General features: G+C 72.0%; 20 protein-coding genes. 12 read left to right on the top strand and 8 right to left on the bottom strand.

Translation table 11 applies throughout. From position 1 onward, the window contains the following. Nucleotides 1–46 precede the first annotated feature (46 nt). Both AB0E02_RS25875 and AB0E02_RS25870 read right to left on the bottom strand, forming a co-directional pair. Nucleotides 47–1,102 (bottom strand): DEDDh family exonuclease, encoded by a 1,056-nt coding sequence (locus tag AB0E02_RS25875; RefSeq protein ID WP_362143022.1) that lies wholly within the window; start codon nucleotides 1,100–1,102, stop codon nucleotides 47–49. 133 nt (nucleotides 1,103–1,235) lie between these two features. Continuing rightward, a complete protein-coding gene (locus AB0E02_RS25870; RefSeq protein ID WP_362143020.1) occupies nucleotides 1,236–1,853 on the bottom strand; it encodes a helix-turn-helix domain-containing protein in 618 nt (205 codons plus the stop codon). A 127-nt stretch (nucleotides 1,854–1,980) separates the two neighbouring features. On the opposite strand from AB0E02_RS25870, the gene AB0E02_RS25865 reads away from it, so the two are divergent. The 8 genes from AB0E02_RS25865 to AB0E02_RS25830 all read left to right on the top strand — a co-directional run bounded on the left by AB0E02_RS25865 (nucleotide 1,981) and on the right by AB0E02_RS25830 (nucleotide 8,676). Then, a complete protein-coding gene (locus AB0E02_RS25865) occupies nucleotides 1,981–2,778 on the top strand; it encodes an acetoacetate decarboxylase family protein (protein ID WP_030411696.1) in 798 nt (265 codons plus the stop codon). Continuing rightward, complete coding sequence (locus AB0E02_RS25860; protein WP_362143018.1) at nucleotides 2,778–3,662, top strand: SDR family NAD(P)-dependent oxidoreductase; 885 nt, start codon at nucleotides 2,778–2,780, stop codon at nucleotides 3,660–3,662. The genes AB0E02_RS25865 and AB0E02_RS25860 overlap by 1 nt, the downstream gene beginning before the upstream one ends. Nucleotides 3,663–3,672: 10 nt before the next feature. Continuing rightward, on the top strand, nucleotides 3,673–4,956 hold the full coding sequence (locus tag AB0E02_RS25855; RefSeq protein ID WP_362143016.1) for an amidohydrolase family protein: 1,284 nt from the start codon (nucleotides 3,673–3,675) through the stop codon (nucleotides 4,954–4,956). A gap of 2 nt (nucleotides 4,957–4,958) precedes the next feature. Next, nucleotides 4,959–6,233 (top strand): amidohydrolase family protein, encoded by a 1,275-nt coding sequence (locus tag AB0E02_RS25850; RefSeq protein ID WP_362143015.1) that lies wholly within the window; start codon nucleotides 4,959–4,961, stop codon nucleotides 6,231–6,233. A 100-nt stretch (nucleotides 6,234–6,333) separates the two neighbouring features. Further along, on the top strand, nucleotides 6,334–6,561 hold the full coding sequence (locus tag AB0E02_RS25845) for a type II toxin-antitoxin system VapB family antitoxin (RefSeq protein ID WP_362143014.1): 228 nt from the start codon (nucleotides 6,334–6,336) through the stop codon (nucleotides 6,559–6,561). After that, entirely contained in the window at nucleotides 6,558–6,968 is a 411-nt protein-coding gene (locus tag AB0E02_RS25840; protein WP_362143012.1) for a PIN domain nuclease, read from the top strand. Before AB0E02_RS25845 ends, AB0E02_RS25840 begins: the two co-directional genes overlap by 4 nt. Before the next feature lie 98 nt (nucleotides 6,969–7,066). Beyond that, nucleotides 7,067–7,975: a sterol desaturase family protein gene (locus AB0E02_RS25835; protein WP_362143011.1), complete on the top strand. Its 909-nt coding sequence runs from the start codon at nucleotides 7,067–7,069 to the stop codon at nucleotides 7,973–7,975. Further along, complete coding sequence (locus AB0E02_RS25830) at nucleotides 7,972–8,676, top strand: lysoplasmalogenase (protein ID WP_362143010.1); 705 nt, start codon at nucleotides 7,972–7,974, stop codon at nucleotides 8,674–8,676. The genes AB0E02_RS25835 and AB0E02_RS25830 overlap by 4 nt, the downstream gene beginning before the upstream one ends. A 47-nt stretch (nucleotides 8,677–8,723) precedes the next feature. On the opposite strand, the gene AB0E02_RS25825 is transcribed toward AB0E02_RS25830, so the two are convergent. Beyond that, nucleotides 8,724–10,235 carry a S8 family serine peptidase gene (locus AB0E02_RS25825; protein WP_362143009.1) on the bottom strand — a complete coding sequence of 504 codons (1,512 nt, stop codon included), beginning with the start codon at nucleotides 10,233–10,235 and terminating at the stop codon, nucleotides 8,724–8,726. A 199-nt stretch (nucleotides 10,236–10,434) separates the two neighbouring features. Then, nucleotides 10,435–10,635 carry a hypothetical protein gene (locus AB0E02_RS25820; RefSeq protein WP_362143007.1) on the bottom strand — a complete coding sequence of 67 codons (201 nt, stop codon included), beginning with the start codon at nucleotides 10,633–10,635 and terminating at the stop codon, nucleotides 10,435–10,437. A gap of 222 nt (nucleotides 10,636–10,857) precedes the next feature. Here AB0E02_RS25820 and AB0E02_RS25815 point away from each other — a divergent pair, with 222 nt between their 5' ends. From AB0E02_RS25815 to moaA, 3 genes are all read left to right on the top strand, one after another. Next, the gene (locus tag AB0E02_RS25815; RefSeq protein WP_362143005.1) at nucleotides 10,858–11,202 is read left to right on the top strand and encodes a DUF485 domain-containing protein; all 345 of its coding nucleotides are present in this window, start codon (nucleotides 10,858–10,860) and stop codon (nucleotides 11,200–11,202) included. After that, nucleotides 11,199–12,827: a cation acetate symporter gene (locus tag AB0E02_RS25810; protein WP_362143003.1), complete on the top strand. Its 1,629-nt coding sequence runs from the start codon at nucleotides 11,199–11,201 to the stop codon at nucleotides 12,825–12,827. Before AB0E02_RS25815 ends, AB0E02_RS25810 begins: the two co-directional genes overlap by 4 nt. A gap of 193 nt (nucleotides 12,828–13,020) precedes the next feature. Further along, the gene (gene moaA, locus AB0E02_RS25805; protein ID WP_362143001.1) at nucleotides 13,021–14,010 is read left to right on the top strand and encodes a GTP 3',8-cyclase MoaA; all 990 of its coding nucleotides are present in this window, start codon (nucleotides 13,021–13,023) and stop codon (nucleotides 14,008–14,010) included. Nucleotides 14,011–14,032: 22 nt separating this feature from the next. Here moaA and AB0E02_RS25800 read toward each other — a convergent pair whose 3' ends face one another. Further along, a complete protein-coding gene (locus tag AB0E02_RS25800) occupies nucleotides 14,033–14,269 on the bottom strand; it encodes a hypothetical protein (RefSeq protein ID WP_030411684.1) in 237 nt (78 codons plus the stop codon). 213 nt (nucleotides 14,270–14,482) lie between these two features. Continuing rightward, nucleotides 14,483–14,857, bottom strand: coding sequence for a DUF3099 domain-containing protein (locus tag AB0E02_RS25795; protein WP_362143081.1), 375 nt, complete (start codon nucleotides 14,855–14,857; stop codon nucleotides 14,483–14,485). 207 nt (nucleotides 14,858–15,064) lie between these two features. Here AB0E02_RS25795 and AB0E02_RS25790 point away from each other — a divergent pair, with 207 nt between their 5' ends. Beyond that, on the top strand, nucleotides 15,065–15,343 hold the full coding sequence (locus AB0E02_RS25790; protein WP_362142999.1) for a GlsB/YeaQ/YmgE family stress response membrane protein: 279 nt from the start codon (nucleotides 15,065–15,067) through the stop codon (nucleotides 15,341–15,343). A 72-nt stretch (nucleotides 15,344–15,415) separates the two neighbouring features. Here the strand turns inward: AB0E02_RS25790 and tyrS are convergent, their stop codons facing one another. Both tyrS and AB0E02_RS25780 read right to left on the bottom strand, forming a co-directional pair. Further along, on the bottom strand, nucleotides 15,416–16,819 hold the full coding sequence (tyrS, locus tag AB0E02_RS25785) for a tyrosine--tRNA ligase (protein ID WP_362142997.1): 1,404 nt from the start codon (nucleotides 16,817–16,819) through the stop codon (nucleotides 15,416–15,418). A 145-nt stretch (nucleotides 16,820–16,964) separates the two neighbouring features. After that, the gene (locus tag AB0E02_RS25780) at nucleotides 16,965–18,416 is read right to left on the bottom strand and encodes a metallopeptidase TldD-related protein (RefSeq protein WP_362142995.1); all 1,452 of its coding nucleotides are present in this window, start codon (nucleotides 18,414–18,416) and stop codon (nucleotides 16,965–16,967) included. Between the last annotated feature and the right edge of the window lie 68 nt (nucleotides 18,417–18,484).

Raw genomic sequence — 18,484 nt, 5'->3', positions numbered from 1 at the left:
CGGGGCCGGTGCGGGGCGAGGCGCCGGGGGGCGTGTTGGGCGGGCTTCACCCGGACGCAGGCGCGGACCCGGCCGGCGCGACGTCTTGCAGCAGCTGCATGAACGCCGCCTCGTCGATCACGACCGTGCCGTACGCGGCGGCCTTGACGGTCTTGGAGGTGCGGGCGTCCGGGTCGTTGGTGACCAGCAGGCTGGTCACCCGGGACACGCTCGTGGCGACGTGCAGTCCGGCCTCGATCGCCCGGTCCTCCAGCAGCTCCCGGTCCACCGAGGTGTCGCCGGAGAAGGCGACCCGCATCCCCTGGACGAGCCGGCCGCCCTCGACGTAGCGCCCCGGATTGGGGTACGGGCAGGCCGGCCGCTTACGGGACGGCCGCCAGGTGGACGGGCGGTAGGCCGACGCGGCGGCGGTCCGGCGGGGCGCGGGGCTGTCCGACCACTCCGTGAGCGGCTGGCAGCTCAGCAGCGGCAGCCGGAGGTTCTCCCGGGCGGCCCGCCGCAAACTGGGACGAAACGCCTCGGCCAACACCCGGGCGTCATCGAGCGCGTGGTGGGCGCGCTCCTGGACGACGCCGTAATGGGCGGCCAGCGACTCCAGTTTGTGGTTGGGCAGCGGCAGTCCGAGCTCCTTCGACAGCGCGATCGTGCACAGCCGCTGGCTCACCGGGGCGACCGCGGCGGCCCGGGCGTACTCACGGGCGATCATCGACCAGTCGAACATGGCGTTGTGCGCCACCAGCACCCGGCCGTCGAGCCGCCTCGACAGCTCCGGGACGACGTCCGGGAAGAGCGGCGCGTCGGCCAGCACCGCGCTGGTGAGCCCGTGGATCCACACCGGGCCCGGGTCCCGCTGCGGGTTGACGAGGGTGTACCAGCGGTCCTGGACCTCGCCCGTCGCGTCGAGTTGGTACACGGCCGCGGAGATGATCCGGTCGTCCCGCGCCAGGCCGGTCGTCTCCACGTCGACCACCGCATACCCCTCGGGGTACCCGGACGGCCAGGGAGCCGGCGGTGTGGGCGGCGTCGGCGGCGCGGGCGGTCCCGGCTGCTGCCCGATCTTCGGCGCGATCGGGTCGGCTGCTGCCATGCGGTCTTCGAGCATGGTCCCTGAGGATACGGGCCCCCACCGACACCGGCCGAACCCGGACCGCCGCCGCAACCCGCCCGGACGGCCCGCATTCCGGCAAATCCGGCCCGCCGTCACGCGTTTGACACCCTTGCGCGCCGATGCCCCCTCAGTCCGGCAGCAGGGACGCCACCAGTGCCTCCAGCGCGACCGTGAACAGTCGCTCGGGGTCGGCCGGTGCGGCCAGGGCACGGGCCAGCGCCGGATCGTGTCCCGCCGTGGGGGAGTCCCACAGCTCGCCCTCGCTGGGGTGCTGCGCGGGCGACCGCTCGCGGGCCCGCTCGACCAGTACGAAGCCGACGACCTGGAACTGCACCGCGCGCACCGCCTCGGCGGCCGGCCGCCCGCGCAGCCCGGCGGCGTGCAGCTCATGGACCAGCGCCTGCTGGGCGGGCAGGAACATCCGCTCCGTCAGGCCGCGTTCGTGCACCATCGCGATCAGCTGCGGCCGTTCGCGCAGCGCCGCGTACAGCGCCCGGGCCACCGAGACGACACGGGCGCGCGGGGTGCGTCCGGTCGGCCGGATCTCGCCCATCTCCCGGACGGTGCGCTCGACCAGCGCGTCCAGCAGGGACTCGCGGTTGCCGACGTGCCAGTAGATGGAGGTGACGGCGGTGCCCAGCTCCGTGGCGAGCCGGCGCATGGTCAGGGCGGCCGGGCCGTGCTCCCGCACCAGGCGGGCGGCGGCCGCCAGCACCTCTTCCCCGGTCAGCGCGGTACGTGTCATGGCCCCCACCCGTCCCCTCAACTCCCATGCCCGAAAGGCCCTTTACCCTTCGCGGCGCACGGTGTAACAGTGTTACAGGCGCCGATGGAACCCCCGGAAGGTCACGACCTGTGAAGGGCGGTACGACATGGCACGCATACGCTACGGAGCCCGCACCGAGGCGGAGATCGCCGCGGCGCGCGCCACCGGCTCCCGGCTCCCCGACATCTGGTCCACCGGTGTGGTGGCGCTCTGGGAGAGCGATCCGGACGCGGTCGCGGCGGTGCTGCCGCCGCCGCTGAAACCCTCCGGACGGCCGCTGGTCCGGGCCACCGTCAGCACCGTTACGCTGCCCGGCTATCCGCTCGGCGCCGGCTCGGTCGCGGTCGCCGCCGAGCACGACGGCGTGGCGGGCTGGTATCCGCTCGTCATGCCGATGACCCACGAGCGGGCCCTGACCGGCGGCCGGGAGGTCTTCGGGGAGCCGAAGAAGCTCGGCGAGGTGACCGTCGAGCGCGACGGCCTGACCGTACGCGCCGCGCTGGCCCGGCACGGCATCGCCTTCGTGGAGGTGCGCGGCGCGGTGAGCGGCGGCCTGCCGGTCCCCGAGCCGTCGGAGCGGACGGACTTCTACTTCAAGTTCCTGCCCGCGGTGGACGGTTCGGGCTTCGACGGGGACCCGGTACTGGTCCACTGCGTGCGGCGGGAGAAACACCGCACCCTGGAGCGGGTCACCGGCGACGTCGTCCTGCGGGAGTCGATGTACGACCCGGTCGCCGACCTCCCCGTCCGCACACTCGTCGGGATCACCCTCGGCGAGAAGAGCAGCGACCAGCGGGGCAAGGTCGTCGCGCGGGTGGACCCCGAGGCCCTGCTGCCGTACGTCCACCAGCGGTACGACGACCCGCAGCAGATCCTCGACGGGCCGCCCGAGGGGAGCGTCTGATGGAGCTGCGGGCGGGACAGGTCGCGGTCGTCACCGGCGCCGCGAGCGGCATCGGCCTCGCGCTGGCGCGGCGCTTCGCCGCCGAGGGGCTCAAGGTGGTCCTCGCGGACGTCGAGGAGGCGCCGCTGCGCGCCGCCGCGGACGCGCTGACGGCCGACGGCGCGGAGGTCCTCGCCCGCACCGTCGACGTCGGGGTGCGCGACGAGGTGCGGGCCCTCGCCGACGCGGCGTACGACGCCTTCGGCGCGGTCCACGTACTGTGCAACAACGCCGGCGTCGGCTCCGGCGCCGAGGGTCGCATGTGGGAACACGAGGTCAACGACTGGAAGTGGGCCTTCGCGGTCAACGTGTGGGGCGTCTTCCACGGCATCCAGGCGTTCGTGCCCCGCATGCTCGCGGACGGCGCCCCGGGCCGCGTCGTCAACACCTCCTCCACCGACGGCGGTATCGCCCCGCTGCCCACCGCGTCCGTCTACGCCGTCACCAAGGCCGCCGTGGTGACGATGACCGAATCGCTCCACGCCCATCTGAGGGCGGAGGGCGCGCCCGTCGGGGCGTCGGTGCTGTTCCCCGGCCCGCACATGCTGCGCACCGGTCTGTGGGAGTCGCACCGCAACCGGCCCGCGCGGTACGCCAAGGAGAAGCCCCGCCGGACGCCCTACCGCAGCCTCGGCCAGTGGGAGGCCGCGATGAAGGAGGCCGGGCAGGAGATCGCGTTCACCCCGGTCGAGGAGGTCGCCGGGAGCGTGGTGGACGGGATCCGGGCGGACCGGTTCTGGATGCTGCCGCCCGGCGAGCACACCGACCGGCAGATCAGGGCCCGGGCGCGGTCGATGCTGGACCGGTCCGCCCCGTCGTACCTCGAACGCTTCATCCTGGACTGAGGGGTGTGTGATGACCGACCAGGACCCGTACCTGATCATCTCCTCCGACTGCCACGCCGGGCTGCCCACCGAGGAGTACCGGCCCTATCTGGAGCGCCGCTTCCACCGGGCCTTCGAGGAGTTCCTCGGGGAGCGCGGCGCCCGCCGGGAGGAGGCCACCCGGCTCGGCATCCGCAACGACGCGTTCGCCGCCCGGTGGTTCGCCGACAACGAGGAGGGCCTGCGCGGCGGCTGGGACCCCGGGCAGCGCCTCAAGGAGCTCGACGGCGACGGCGTCGCGGCGGAGGTCGTCTTCCCGGACGCGGACGCGGTGGACAGCCGGACCGCCGCGCCCTTCGGCGTGGGGCTCGGGCTCTCCGGCGACCAGGACCCCGAACTCGGCATGGCGGGGGCCCGGGCCCACAACCGCTGGCTCGCCGAGTTCGTCTCCGCGCACCCCGAACGGCACTGCGGCGTCGCCCTGTTGCCCGTGACGGCGGACCCCGGCGAGGTCGTCGCGGAGATCCACCGCGCCAAGGAGTCCGGACTCGGGGCCCTGATGATCCCGTCCATGTGGGCCGACAAGGCGCCCTACCACGACCGGCGTTACGACCCCGTATGGGCGGCCGCCGCCGAATGCGCGATGCCGGTGGTCACCCACTCCGGTGCCGCGCCCCGCCACGAATACGGCGACCACCTGGGCATCTACGTCTCCGAGGTGACCTGGTGGCCGGCCCGGCCGCTGTGGTTCCTGCTCTGGTCCGGCGTCTTCGAACGCCACCCCGGCCTGAAGTTCGGCGTCGCGGAGTCGGGCTGCTGGTGGCTGCCGAACCTGCTGTGGTTCATGGACCGCCTCTACCTGGGCGCGCACGGCGGCAAGAAGCTGTCCCCCTTCGCCGAGTTGAAGCGGGCACCGCACGAATACCTCGACCGCCAGGTGTTCGTCTGCGCCACCAACACCAAGCGCCGCGAACTCGCCCAGCGCTACGAGATCGGCGTCGACAACATCCTCTGGGGCAGCGACTTCCCGCACCCCGAGGGCACCTGGCCGGACACCCGGCGGTGGCTGCGCGACACCTTCCACGACATCCCGGTCGCCGAGACCCGCCGGATGCTCGGCCTGGCCGCGGCCGAGGTCTTCGGCTTCGCCCCGGAGGCGCTCGCCCCGCTGGCCCGCCGTATCGGCCCGACGCCCGCCGAACTCGGCCAGCCCGCCGACCAGTCGGCGGTCGAGGCGGCCTGGGCCCGCTCCCGCGCCGTGGGCCGCCACTGGCTCACCGGCCACGACTTCCCGCTCCTGGGAACGGAGTGCTGACGATGACCGCACCGATGAGGACCCCCATGACGCCGACCGGGACGCCGACCGAGGAGCGCTGCACCGTCATCTCCGCCGACTGCCACGCCGGCGCCGACCTCCTCGACTACAAGCCGTATCTGGAAGCCCGCCACCACGACGCCTTCGACGCCTGGGCGGCGACCTACGTCAATCCGCACGAGGACCTGCTCGCCGACACCGCCGACCGCAACTGGAACTCCGCCCGCCGGCTCGCCGAACTGGAGGCCGACGGCATCGTCGCCGAGGTCGTCTTCCCCAACACCATCCCGCCGTTCTTCCCCAGCGCCTCCCTCATGGCGCCGCCGCCCACCGGTACGGAGTTCGAGCTGCGCTGGGCCGGCCTGCGGGCCCACAACCGCTGGCTGGCCGACTTCTGCGCGGACGCCCCGGGCCGCCGGGCCGGCGTCGCCCAGATCCTCCTGAACGACGTCGAACTGGCCGTACGGGAGGTCCGCCGCACCAAGGAGGCGGGGCTCACCGGCGGCATCATGCTCCCCGGCACCCCGCCCGGCTCCGGCCTTCCCGAACTCCACTCCGCGGCCTACGACCCCCTCTGGGCGGTCTGCGACGAGCTGCAGGTCCCGGTCAACCACCACGGCGGCTCCGCCTCCCCGCCGCTCGGCGACGAACCGGCCGCCCGCGCGGTCTTCATGGTCGAGACGACCTGGTTCTCGCACCGCGCCCTGTGGCACCTGATCTTCGGCGGCGCCTTCCGCCGCCACCCCGGCCTCCGGCTGGTCCTGACGGAACAGGGCTCCGGCTGGATCCCCGGCGTCCTGGACATGCTGGACTACTACCACGGCCGGCTGGTCGCGGCCGCCTCCCGGACCGCCACCACCGCGGAGTCCCGGTTCGGCGCGGGGCTGGCCGCCACCATGGACGACACCCCGGCCGCCGTCTGGCGCGACCACTGCTTCGTCGGCGCCAGCTTCATGCGCCCGCACGAGGTCCCGCTGCGCCACCGCATCGGCCTCGACAAGATCATGTGGGGCAGCGACTACCCGCACGACGAGGGCACCCACCCCTACTCCCGAGAGGCCCTCCGCCTCGCTTTCGCGGACCTGCCCCCCGACGAGACCACCGCCCTGCTCGCCACCAACGCCGCCCACGTCTACGGCTTCGACCTCGCCCACCTGGCCCCCATAGCCGCCCGCGTAGGCCCCACCCGCACCGAACTCACCCACCCCCTGGACAAGATCCCCCCGAACGCCACCAGCCCGGCCTTCGCCCCGGGCGGCTCGGTACGGGTGTGGTGAGGGGCGGGGGCCGGGGGGTCGGGCGATTGCGGGAGGACGAGCTCCCATCCGGCGTCTATACCTGCTAGCATTTCGTATATACGACTCAAGGGAGGCAGTCATGACCAAGATGCTCATCGACATCGATGAGGAGGCCCTGGCTGCCGCCCAGGAGGCCTTCGGTACCCGCACGAAGAAGGACACCGTCAACACCGCGCTGGCCGAGGGAGCAGCTCGCATACGGCGTGCCCGAGCGCTCGCCGAGTCGCGCCGACTGGCGCAGGACGGTGCGATCGATCTCGACCTGCTGATGGACAAGCGCCACTACCGCCCCAGGCCGGAGCAGTGATCGCGGTCAAGTACCTCGCGGACACCTCGGCCATCGTTCGTTTTCTCACCAAGGGGGCGGACCGCTACGGGTGGAACGAGCAACTCGAGTCCGGTGTGGTGGGGTTGTGTGACCTGACCGAGCTGGAGATCGGCTTCAGTGCCCGGTCGGTTGCGGACCGCGAGGCTCTGCTGGAGGCGCTGTCCGGCTACTACGCCTGGTGCCCCGTCCCGGACGGCGCGCACAGCAGGGCCCGTGAGGTCCAGCGTGAGCTCACGCGTAACGGACAGCACCGCAGTGCCGGGCCTGTGGACCTGGTGGTTGCCGCCACTGCGGAGCTCCTCGGGCTGACTCTCGTGCACTGCGACCGGGACTTCGAGGTCATCGCTGCGGTGAGCGGCCAGCCGACCCACATGATCGGGCCCTGAGGCGCCCCGCGCTCGGCAGGCAGCTGACATCACGTCTCACATACTTCTGAGTAACAACCCCTAGCGGCACCCCCGTCCACGCCTTTATGGTGCGGGGCATGCCGCACCTGCCCGATGTCGTGTTGTGGTCCGTACCGGCCTTCGTCCTGCTCACCGTGGTGGAGATGGTGAGCTACCGCCTGCATCCCGACGAGGACGCGGCGGGCTATGAAGTCAAGGACGCGGCCACCAGCGTCGGCATGGGGCTGGGGAGCCTGGTCTTCGACGCGCTGTGGAAGATACCCATCGTGGCGATCTACGCCGCGATCTACGAACTCACCCCGCTCCGCATCCCCGTGCTGTGGTGGACGCTGCTGCTGATGCTGCTCGCCCAGGACTTCTTCTACTACTGGTCGCACCGCGGGCACCACGTCATCCGGGTCCTGTGGGCCTGCCACGTGGTGCACCACTCCAGCAAGAAGTTCAACCTCACCACCGCCCTGCGCCAGCCCTGGACGACCTGGACCGTCTGGCCGTTCTACGTGCCGATGGTCGCGCTCGGCGTGCATCCGGCCGTGGTCGCCTTCACCTCCGGCGCCAACCTCGTCTACCAGTTCTGGGTGCACACCGAACGCGTCGGCAAACTGCCCCGCCCCTTCGAGTTCGTCCTCAACACCCCCTCCCACCACCGCGTCCACCACGCCTCGCAGGGCGGCTATCTGGACCGCAACTACGGCGGGATCCTGATCATCTGGGACCGGATGTTCGGCTCGTTCGTCGCCGAGACCGACCGGCCCGTCTACGGCCTGACCAAGAACATCGAGACCTACAACCCGCTGCGGGTCGCCACCCATGAGTACGCCGCCATCGCACGCGACGTACGGGCCGCGGACAGCTGGTCCGAGCGGGCCGGGCGGATCTTCCGCGGCCCGGGCTGGCAGCCGGCCGCCAAGCGGCTCGGGGCGGATCCCGCCCCGGCCCCGTCGCCCACCTCTGCCGCCACCTCCGTCGAGGAGACCGTCGCGTGACGCCCCGTCGGCCGGGGGCCGTCCGGCCCCTGCTGGCCGCGTTCGCCGTGCTCGCCGTCGTCCACCTCGCAGCGCTGCTCACCGGCGCCACCCTCGTCGACCACCTCACCAAACCCGCCCTGATGCCGGTGCTCGCCGCGTACGTCCTCGCCCGCGGCGGTCCCGTACTGCTCGCCGGGGCGCTGCTGTTCGGCTGCGGCGGCGACACCTTCCTCCAGATCGGGGGGCACGGGGGAGTGGTCTTCCTGGTGGGAATGGGCTCGTTCGCCGCCGGGCACGTCTGCTACCTGCTGCTGTGCGGGCGACACGGCTCCCCGCCGGGCGGCCGGACCCGTACCGGGGCGCTCGCCGGCGGCTACGCCCTCGCGCTGGTCGCCACCGTCGCCCTGCTGTGGCCGGGCCTCCCGGCCGACCTGCGGATCCCGGTCGCCGGATACAGCCTGCTGCTCACCGCGATGGGCTTCGGCGCGCTGCGGGCGGGACCGTGGGCGGCGGCCGGCGGACTGCTCTTCCTGCTCTCCGACACCCTGATCGCGTCCGGTATCGCCCACTGGCCGCAGCTGCCGCTCCCGCAGTTCTGGATCATGCTCACCTATACGGCGGCGCAGTTCGCCCTGGCCGAGGGCGTGCTCCGGGCGGCCGGGGAACGGCAAGGGGCCGGGCGCCGAAGCACCCGGCCCCCGCAGACGGTCACCGCCTGAGCCGCTTCCCGGCCGCGTCTTCCCGGCGGCCGGTCAAGCCGTCCTGGTTACTTCTTCACCGCGTCGAGCGCGTCGACGATCCCGTAACCGAAGTGGCTGTTGATGTGCTGCGTGCCGGTGCAGGTGGTGTCACCCGTGGGGCAGCCGGGGTTGTCCGCCTGCTCCTTGAGGAGCCACTGGATCTCCTGCGGGCCGGACTTCGGGTGGGCGCTCTTCAGGAGCGCCGCGACGCCCGCCACGTGCGGGGTGGCCATGGACGTACCCGCCAGGTAGGCCCAGTCACCGCCCGGCATGGTGGAGAGGATGTTGCCGTTCTTGGCCGGCAGGTCGGGCACCTGCTTCGAGTCGCCGCCCGGCGCGGCCACGTCGATCTGGCCCAGGCCGTAGTTCGAGTAGCCGGACTTGAGCTTGTGCACACCGGTCGCCGCGACCGTCACCGTGCCCGGCAGCTGGGTGGGCACGTCCCAGCAGGTCTTCGGGTTGATGGTGCGCTCCACGGGCGTGGAGTCGTTCGGGCTGGAGGCGTCGGGCAGATTCGGGGCCGCCAGGTCGAGGTCGGAGTTGCCCGCCGCGGCGACGTTGAGCACGCCCTTGCGCTGTGCGTAGCTCGCCGCCCGGCCGACCGCGTCAACGATGGCCGCCTGGTCGGCGTCATCCTTGCAGTTGAACATCCACGGGTCGACGTAGTAGCTGTTGTTGGTGACCGCCACGCCGTGGTCGGCCGCGAAGACGAAGGCGCACACCACGCTCTCGGCGTAGAACAGGCTCGTCTCCGGCTCGCTGACCTTGATGGCGGAGACCTTCACGCCCGGGGCGACACCGGCCACCCCGACGCCGTTGCGGGCCGCGGCGATCGTGCCGGCCACGTGCGTGCCGTGGTAGTCGCTGGCCGGGTCCCAGGGCCGCCAGGCCCCCTTGGACGTATCGGCCACCCCGCCCACGCAGTTGGCGGACTGCTTGGCGGAGAAGTTGGGCTTCAGGTCCGGGTGGGTGTCGTCCACACCGGTGTCGATGACGGCGACGGTGACCTTCCGGCTGCCGGGGTTCACCTTCGCGGCCCGGTCGGCCTTGATGGCGGGGAGGTCCCACTGCAGCGGTTCGAGCGGCTCCTCGCCCTTCGCCTTCGCGGTCCGGCCGGCCGCCGCCAGCTGCGACGCGGGGAGCTTCACCTTCTGCGGCTTGCCGACGTCGGTGGTGCCCGACGCCTTCAGCGGCGCGGTACGCGTCGCACCCGCCGACGCCACGCCCGGCACGGCGCGCATGGAGGCGGCGAACTGCGGGTTCGCCGAGTGGACGACGATCACGCCTATCTTCTCGTGGGCGACGATCAGCTTCCCGCCGGCCCGGGCTATCGCCTTCTCGACCTTGCCGACCGTCGCACGGCCGGGCGTGGTGTTGACGACGTACGACAGCAGCGGGCCGTCGGCCGAAGCGGCGGCGGCCGGGGCGTCCTGCGGCGCGGCGGTGGCCGCGGGGGAGAGGAAGCCGAGGGACGCCGTCAGAGCCAGCCCGAGCGGTACGGCCAGCGCCCGCATGCGTCTGGATCGGGGATGAGCCATGGGTACTCCACATCATCCGTGAGACCGCCCGTGCGCGGGTTTGCGCACGGGCGGGTGCAATGAGACGTGAAGTTATCGGCGATCACTCGGGTGCAGCAATGGAATCGGGAGAAAAAACCGGGCGAATACCGTACGACGGCCGAAGCGGTACGGCCTTGAGGGCCACGGGGGTTGACGTACCGTCACGCCCGCCGGGGGATCAGTCCGTGCGGCGCAGGGTGGTGATGCTCAGCGGCGGCAGTGGAATCCGCCGGCCGTACCAGCGGCGCACGGCGGGGGCCGCACCCGGCCGGGGCTCCGAGGGGGCGGTGACGAGCGGCGCCGGCAGCCGGACGCTGCCGTAAGGGCGCCGACGGGGAGTGGAGGGCTGCGGGGTCTGCTGGGGCGGCGGCGGGTTCACACCGGGCTCAACGAAGCGCCCCGCGCGCGGTGGCGGGCGGTGCGGCCATCCGCCGCATTTTTCCCCGGGGTTTCCCGCAACGGCCCCCTGTCGGATCGGGTGCCACCGCTCTACGATGCGTGATCCACGTCACTTACGTGAGCTTTATCGTCGGCCTGGGCCGACCCCCGCGCCGCCGCCCGACCGGCCCGGAACACCCGCCCCCTCGCGTCAGGAGATTCCGTGAGCGCCGCACCCACCATCGACCCGGGGACGCACGAGCCGCCCGACTACCAACAGGTGCAGTCGAGCGCGGAATTCGACGAACTCCGCCGCGCCCACCGCTCGTTCGCCTTCCCGCTCACCGTCGCCTTCGTCCTCTGGTACCTGGTGTACGTCGTGCTGTCGAGCTACGCCGGCGGCTTCATGGCCACCAAGGTCGCCGGCCACCTCAACGTCGCCTTCGTCCTCGGCCTGGCCCAGTTCGTCACCACCTTCCTCATCGCCTGGTGGTATTCCCGGCACGCCGCCCGCAGGCTCGACCCCAGGGCCGAAGCCATCAAGTCCCGCCTGGAGGCCAGCGCATGAGCCTCCATCAGCACCTGTTCGCCGTACCCCTCGCGGCCGGCGGCGCGGGCGAGCACCGCCCCCTGATCATCGGCCTCTTCACCGTCTTCGTCGCCGCCACCCTCGGCCTCACCGTCTGGGCCGGCCGGCAGACCAAGGGCACGGAGGACTTCTACGCCGGCGGCCGCCAGTTCAGCGGCTTCCAGAACGGCCTGGCCATCTCCGGCGACTACATGTCCGCCGCGTCCTTCCTGGGCATCGCCGGCGCCATCGCCCTCTTCGGCTACGACGGCTTCCTCTACTCCATCGGCTTCCTCGTCGCCTGGCTCGTCGCGCTGCTCCTGGTGGCCGAACCGCTGCGCAACTCCGGCCGGTTCACCATGGGCGACGTCCTCGCCTACCGGATGCGCCAGCGCCCGGTCCGCACCGCCGCGGGCACCTCGACCATCGTCGTCTCGATCTTCTACCTGCTCGCCCAGATGGCGGGCGCCGGGGCGCTGGTCACCCTGCTGCTGGGCATCACCAGCGAGGCCGGCAAGGTCCTGGTCGTCGTCCTCGTCGGCATCGTGATGATCCTCTACGTCACCATCGGCGGCATGAAGGGCACCACCTGGGTCCAGATGATCAAGGCGGTGCTGCTGATCGCCGGCACCCTGCTGATCACGTTCCTGGTGGCGCTGAAGTTCCACTTCAACATCTCGTCGCTGCTCGGCGCCGCGGCGGAGAACAGCCACAAGGGCGCCGCCTTCCTGGAGCCCGGCCTCAAATACGGCGCCACCGCCACCTCGAAGATCGACTTCATCTCGCTGGGCCTGGCGCTCGTCCTGGGCACCGCCGGCCTGCCGCACATCCTCATCCGCTTCTACACCGTGCCCACCGCCAAGGCCGCCCGGAAATCCGTGAACTGGGCGATCGGCATCATCGGCGTCTTCTACCTGATGACCATCGCGCTCGGCTTCGGCGCCGCGGCCCTCATCAAGCCCGCGGACATCGAGAAGCCGGGCAACACCGCCGCCCCACAGCTCGCCGAGGTCATCGGCGGCGGCGCCGGCTCCACCGGCGGCGCCGTCCTGCTCGCCCTCATCTCCGCGGTCGCCTTCGCCACCATCCTCGCCGTGGTCGCCGGCCTCACCCTCGCCTCCTCCTCGTCCTTCGCCCACGACATCTACGTCAACGTCCTCCGCAAGGGCGAGGCCACCGAGAAGGAGGAGGTCGGCGCCGCCCGCTGGGCGACCGTCGGGATCGGCGCGGTCGCCATCGTCCTGGGCGTCTTCGCCCGGGGGCTGAATGTCGCCGGTCTGGTGGCACTGGCCTTCGCGGTCGCCGCCTCCGCCAACCTCCCGACGCTCCTGTACAGCCTGTTCTGGAAGCGCTTCACCACCCAGGGCGCGCTGTGGTCCATCTACGGCGGCCTGGCCTCCTCCGTCCTGCTGGTGCTCTTCTCGCCCGTCGTCTCCGGCAAGGAGACCTCGATGTTCCCCGGCGCGCACTTCGCCGTCTTCCCGCTGGAGAACCCCGGCCTGATCTCCATCCCGCTGGGCTTCCTGCTCGGCTGGCTGGGCTCGCTGCTCTCCAAGGAGGAGCCGGACGCCCGGAAGTACGCCGAACTGGAGGTCCGCGCCCTGACCGGCACCGGAGCGCACTGAGCGTCCCTGAGGCATCCGCACAGGACCCGGGCGGGGCGGCATCGTAGAGATCTACGACGCCGCCCCGTCCACCTCGTGCTTCTCATCTCTGCTCACTGTCGGACCCATCGCGTAGGCTCGAAGACGTACTGATCCACCAATGGACGGCGTGCCGGTCGACGTACCGGTCCGTGACTCTCGGGGAGGGGGCCCTGTGCTCATCGACACCTACGGCCGCGTGGCCACCGACCTGCGGGTCTCGCTCACCGACCGGTGCAATCTGCGATGTACGTACTGCATGCCGGAAGAGGGCCTGCAGTGGCTCGCCAAGCCGGACCTGCTCACCGACGACGAGATCGTCCGGCTGATCACGATCGCCGTGCGCGACCTGGGCATCGAAGAAGTCCGCTTCACCGGCGGTGAGCCCCTGCTCCGCCCCGGCCTGGTCGGCATCGTCGAGCGGGTCGCCGCCCTCACCCCGCGCCCCCAGATGTCGCTGACCACCAACGGCATCGGCCTGCAGCGCACCGCCCGGGCCCTGCGCGACGCCGGCCTCGACCGCGTCAACGTCTCCCTGGACACCCTCCGTCCCGACGTCTTCACGGCCCTCACCCGCCGCAAGCGGCACGACGACGTCCTCCGCGGCCTGGAAGCGGCCCGCGAGGCCGGCCTCACCCCGGTGAAGGTCAACACCGTCCTGATGCCCGGGCTCAACGACGACGAGGCCCCCGACCTGCTCGCCTGGGCCATCGCAAAGGACTACGAGCTCCGCTTCATCGAGCAGATGCCGCTCGACGCCCAGCACGGCTGGAAGCGTGACGGAATGATCACCGCCGGTGACATCCTCGCCTCGCTGCGCACCCGCTTCGAGCTCACCCCCGAGGGCCAGGAGGCCCGCGGCGCCGCACCCGCCGAGCGCTGGCTCGTCGACGGCGGACCGCACCGCGTCGGCGTCATCGCCTCCGTCACCCGCCCGTTCTGCCGCGCCTGCGACCGCACCCGGCTCACCGCCGACGGCCAGGTCCGGACCTGCCTGTTCGCCACCGAGGAGACCGACCTGCGCGGCGCGCTGCGCTCCGGAGCACCGGACGACGAGATCGCCCGCATATGGAAGCTGGCGATGTGGGGCAAGAAGGCGGGCTCCGGCCTGGACGACCCGTCCTTCCTCCAGCCCGACCGCCCGATGTCCGCGATCGGCGGCTGATCCGGCAGCAGCGCCCCGGCCGTCAGCGCCCGCCCGCCGACGCCTCCCACTCCTCAAGCGCCACCACGTCCTTGAGGAACCCGCGCACACCGAGGAACTGCGACAGATGCTCCCGGTGCTCCTCGCACGCCAGCCAGGTCTTGCGGCGGTCCGGAGTGTGCAGCTTCGGGTTGTTCCACGCCAGCACCCACACGGCGTCGGCCCGGCAGCCCTTGGCCGAGCAGATGGTGGGGTTCTCGGCGGAGTTCGGGGAGTTCACGCCTCAACCCTACGTCCGCCCACGGCGGCCGCCCGACCGGCCTGCGGACATGACGACGCCGGGCAGCCACGGGGGGAGCCGCCCGGCGTCGGTCCGTCGCTCCGACGGGGGATGCGGAGCGCGTACGCAGTATGTCACGGGGAATGGTGCGCGGTGCACCGGAACTCCATGATTGATCTGAGCTTTTCTTGAGCTTTGCAGACCGGTAGGCGATCAGCCGAGGTCGGAGTCGGGCGCCGACGCGCCCGCCGCGGGCCGGTCCGGAACGGAATCCGCCGTACCGTCCGTCGGCCCCGGCGTCAGCATCGGCCGGCTCGGCCCCGCCACGAACGTCTTCGGCAGTGAAGGGACGTTCTCCCGGCCCGCGTTGGCGATCACCACCGCGATGTACGGCAGCGCCATGCCCAGCACCAGCGTGGCAATGGCCACCGGCCGCTCGATGTTCCACAGCACGACGGTCAGCAGCACCGCCACGGTCCGCACGCCCATCGAGATCACATACCGGCGCTGCCGACCGCGCACGTCCTCGGTCAGCCCCTGCCGGGCCCCGGTGATCCGGAAGGTCTCGCCGCTGCTCTGCTTCCGCACCACGATGTCCACCACCTGCTCGGTTCCGCCGGAATTCACCCCGGTTTCCGGTCGGATTCCACGGTACGCCCAGGCTGCGCCGCATTCGAGACCGGGTCCCGCCCACCCGGCCGGGTTCCGGCGTGCGCGGTGGCCGGGGCGGGGCGACACTGGCGGGGCGACCCGCACGTGCGACCTCATGTGCACCGCGCCGTCAGAGGAGGCGACATGACGTGGTTGTGGGCCATCATCGTGGGCCTGGTGCTGGGCCTCATCGCCAAGGCCATCATCCCGGGCAAACAGCAGATCCCGCTGTGGCTGACCATCATCTTCGGCATGCTGGGCAGCGTCCTCGGCAACTGGGCGGCCACCGGCCTCGGAGTCAACGAGACCAAGGGCATCGACTGGGTCCGCCACCTGCTGCAACTGGTGGGCGCGGTCATCATCGTCGCCATCGGCGACCGGTTGTGGGTCTCCCTGCGCGGTCATCGCAAACACGCGACCTGAGAGCAACGGCAGAAACACCGGGGCGGCCGGCGCGCACCATGCGCGCACCGGCCGCCCCGTCGTACGGCTTCCTCAGCGACCCTGGAGGTGGGCCAGCTTCCGCCCCGCCTTCAGGTACGCGTCCCCGGCCGCATCCGCCAGCTTCTCGGCGAGCACCTCACCCAGCGGACGGATCGCATCGGCCTCCGCCAGCACCACCGTCTGCTGACCGCCCTCGCCCTCGACGACCAGCCGCAGCGCGTTCTGCTTGGCCAGCCGCCGGGCCGCCGAGGCGCTCGGCGTGAACTCCAGCACCTTGCTCAGCACCGTCGCCACCGTCTCCGCGCCGTGCTCGGCGACCTCGACGACCGGCAGCGACTCCACGTCGGAGAACGACTTCTTGGAGAACTGCGCGACGAATCCGGCCCGCGCCGCCATCGCCGCGTCCAGGCCGTACAGCGCCGCCACGACCTCACCCGCGAGGATCTTCTTCAGGTCCATCGGGTGCAGCGAGCGGTCCGTGACCCGGCCCAGGGCGAGCGTGATCTCCTCGTCCGTCCACTCCGTCCAGGCCTTCAGGTACGGCTCCATCAGCCGGTCCGGCACCGACATGATCTTGCCGAAGACATCGTCGGCGGGCGCGCTCAGCCCGACGTAATTGCCCTTGGACTTGGACATCTTGGCGCCGGTGCCGTCCGTGCCCTCGATCAGCGGCATGGTCACCACCAGCTGCGGCCGCTGCCCGCGCAGCTCCATCAGCTTCCGGCCCATCTGCAGATTGAGCAGCTGGTCCGAACCGCCCAGCTCCACATCGCACTCCAGCGCCACCGAGTCCAGGCCCTGCGCGATCGGGTACAGCAGCTCGGTCATGGTCAGCCCCGAGCCGGCCGCGAGCCGGTTGCGGAAGTCCTCGCGCTGCAGCAGCTGCGAGGCCGGCACCTGCGCGAGCAGCGACAGCAGCTCGGGGAAGGTGTACGGCGCCAGCCACTCGCTGTTCTGCCGGAAGCTGACCTTCTCGAAGTCGAAGAACGGGCGGACCTGTTCGCGGTACGTCGCGAGGTTGTGCGCGATGTCCTCGTCGGTCAGCGGCGGCCGCTCGGCCGTACGGCCCGACGGGTCACCGATCTTGGCGGTGAAGTCACCGATGATCAGCGTCACGTCATGGCCCAGCCGCTGGAACCGGCTCAGCACGATCAGCGGCACCGCATGCCCCAGGTGCACATCGGTCGCCGTCGGGTCGATGCCCAGCTTGATGTGCAGCCCCGTGCCGGCCGCCCGGCGCTCCTCGATCCGCTCGGCCAGCTGCTCCACACCCGGCAGCACCTCGACCGTACGGGACGCGATCAGCTCGGCCTGCTCCTTGGCGGGCAGGTCCGTCAGGTCGAGATAGCGCCGCGCGCCCGTCTCCTGGAGCAGCTCCCGGACCGTGGCGTCCGAGGAGAGGTCGGCGGAGAGCAGCGTACTGGCGCGGGCGACGGATTCGCCGAGGCGTGTCATGGCGTCCCTGATCGATCGTGGTTCCCGAAACGGGAGGACAGGGGCACAGTCTATTCGCCCCCTGTGACAGTCCCGCTGCTGTGCCCGTGCGCCCGCCCGGTCGCCCGCTCCCGCCCCCGGCTCACGGCCGGCGTTCCGGCCCGCCTCACACCCCCCGGCTCACCGAGCTCATGTTGAAGTCGGGGACGCGCAGCGCCGGCATCGCCGCCCGGGTGAAGTAGTCGCTCCACTCCCGCGGCAGCGTCCGCTCCGTACGGCCCGCCTCCACCGCCCGGGACAGCAGGTCCACCGGCGACTCGTTGAACCGGAAGTTGTTCACCTCGCCGGTCACCTCGCCGTTCTCCACCATATAGACACCGTCCCGGGTCAGCCCGGTCAGCAGCAGCGTCGCCGGGTCCACCTCGCGGATGTACCACAGGCAGGTCAGCAGCAGCGCCGGCCCGTCGTGCCCCGCGGACGCCACCATCTCCTCCAGCGAGCGCGAACTGCCGCCCTCCAGAAGGAGGTTGTCGATGCCCGGCGCCACCGGCAGACCGGTCAGCCCGGCGCTGTGCCGGGTGGCGACCAGCCGGTTCAGCACGCCCTCGCGCACCCACTCGGTGCCCGTCAGCGGCAGCCCGTTGTCAAAGACCGACGCGTCGTCCCCGGAGGAGTGCGCCAGCACGAACGGCGCGCACTCCAGACCGGGCGCCCGCGGGTCGCTGCGCAGGGTCAGCGGCAGCTCGCTCAGCCGCTCACCGATCCGGGTACGGTCCGCCGGCCGGTCCGCCGGCCCGCCCTCGCCCTCGGCCGGCCGGGAGAAGACCGTACGGCCCTCCGCGGCGTCCCGGGCCCCGGCGGACCACATCTGGTAGATCAGCAGATCGGCGACGGCGGTCGGCGGCAGCAGCGTCTCGTACCGCCCGGCGGGCAGCTCCACCCGCCGCTCCGCCCAGGCCAGCCGCCGGCCCAGCTCGGCGTCCAGCTCCCGCGGGTCGACGTCGGTGAAGTCGCGGGTCGCCCGCCCGGCCCAGGCCGAACGGGGCGCCGCCGCCGCGCCGGGGGCCGCCGCCTTGGCGTTCAGCTCCAGCGTTCCGGTCGGCTGGTCGTGCCGCAGCCGCAGCCCGGCCGAGGTGCCCAGGTACGACGAGACCACGCCGTGCTGCGCGAAGCCGTACAGCTCGCGCCCGGCCGCCCGGGCCTGCTTGAAGGCCTCGCCCAGCGCCGGCGCGAACGCCGCGAACACCTCCGAGGAGGTCTCGGCCGGCGCGTCGGTGAAGTCCGCGGACGCCTTCTCGCCGCCGACCAGCGGCTGGGCGTCCTCGGCCGGCCCGGCGTCCCGCGCCGCCGCCTCCGCCGCCCGCACCAGCGGCTCCAGCTCGTCCGCGGTCACCGCCGAGCGCGAGACGACCCCGGAGGCGGTGCCCTCCGCACCGTTCACGGTGGCCACGACCGTCAGGGTCCGCCCCCGGGTGACGCCGTTGGTGGTGAGCGCGTTGCGCGCCCAGCGCAGATTGGCGTCGGAGTGCTCGTCGGCGATGACGACGCAGCCGTCGGCGCGGGACAACTCCAGGGCCCGCTCGACGATCTCGTGCGGCGCAGTGGTACGACGGCTCATCGACACGCCTCCTGAATGGTGGTCACGACGCTGACGCCCTCCACGAGGGCCGACGGCCACCCGAGCTT

Origin of the sequence: Streptomyces sp. NPDC048196 (genome assembly GCF_040652715.1) — a bacterium.
GTDB lineage: Bacteria > Actinomycetota > Actinomycetes > Streptomycetales > Streptomycetaceae > Streptomyces > Streptomyces siderophoricus.
This window is presented reverse-complemented; position numbering and strand designations above follow the sequence as displayed.

Bases quoted from the DNA above. Each gene is read 5' to 3' on its own strand.
- AB0E02_RS25875 (WP_362143022.1), bottom strand. From the start codon at position 1,102: ATGCTCGAAGACCGCATGGCAGCAGCCGACCCGATCGCGCCGAAGATC.
- AB0E02_RS25870 (WP_362143020.1), bottom strand. From the start codon at position 1,853: ATGACACGTACCGCGCTGACCGGGGAAGAGGTGCTGGCGGCCGCCGCC.
- AB0E02_RS25865 (WP_030411696.1), top strand. From the start codon at position 1,981: ATGGCACGCATACGCTACGGAGCCCGCACCGAGGCGGAGATCGCCGCG.
- AB0E02_RS25860 (WP_362143018.1), top strand. From the start codon at position 2,778: ATGGAGCTGCGGGCGGGACAGGTCGCGGTCGTCACCGGCGCCGCGAGC.
- AB0E02_RS25855 (WP_362143016.1), top strand. From the start codon at position 3,673: ATGACCGACCAGGACCCGTACCTGATCATCTCCTCCGACTGCCACGCC.
- AB0E02_RS25850 (WP_362143015.1), top strand. From the start codon at position 4,959: ATGACCGCACCGATGAGGACCCCCATGACGCCGACCGGGACGCCGACC.
- AB0E02_RS25845 (WP_362143014.1), top strand. From the start codon at position 6,334: ATGACCAAGATGCTCATCGACATCGATGAGGAGGCCCTGGCTGCCGCC.
- AB0E02_RS25835 (WP_362143011.1), top strand. From the start codon at position 7,067: ATGCCGCACCTGCCCGATGTCGTGTTGTGGTCCGTACCGGCCTTCGTC.
- AB0E02_RS25825 (WP_362143009.1), bottom strand. From the start codon at position 10,235: ATGGCTCATCCCCGATCCAGACGCATGCGGGCGCTGGCCGTACCGCTC.
- AB0E02_RS25810 (WP_362143003.1), top strand. From the start codon at position 11,199: ATGAGCCTCCATCAGCACCTGTTCGCCGTACCCCTCGCGGCCGGCGGC.
- AB0E02_RS25790 (WP_362142999.1), top strand. From the start codon at position 15,065: ATGACGTGGTTGTGGGCCATCATCGTGGGCCTGGTGCTGGGCCTCATC.
- tyrS (WP_362142997.1), bottom strand. From the start codon at position 16,819: ATGACACGCCTCGGCGAATCCGTCGCCCGCGCCAGTACGCTGCTCTCC.
- AB0E02_RS25780 (WP_362142995.1), bottom strand. From the start codon at position 18,416: ATGAGCCGTCGTACCACTGCGCCGCACGAGATCGTCGAGCGGGCCCTG.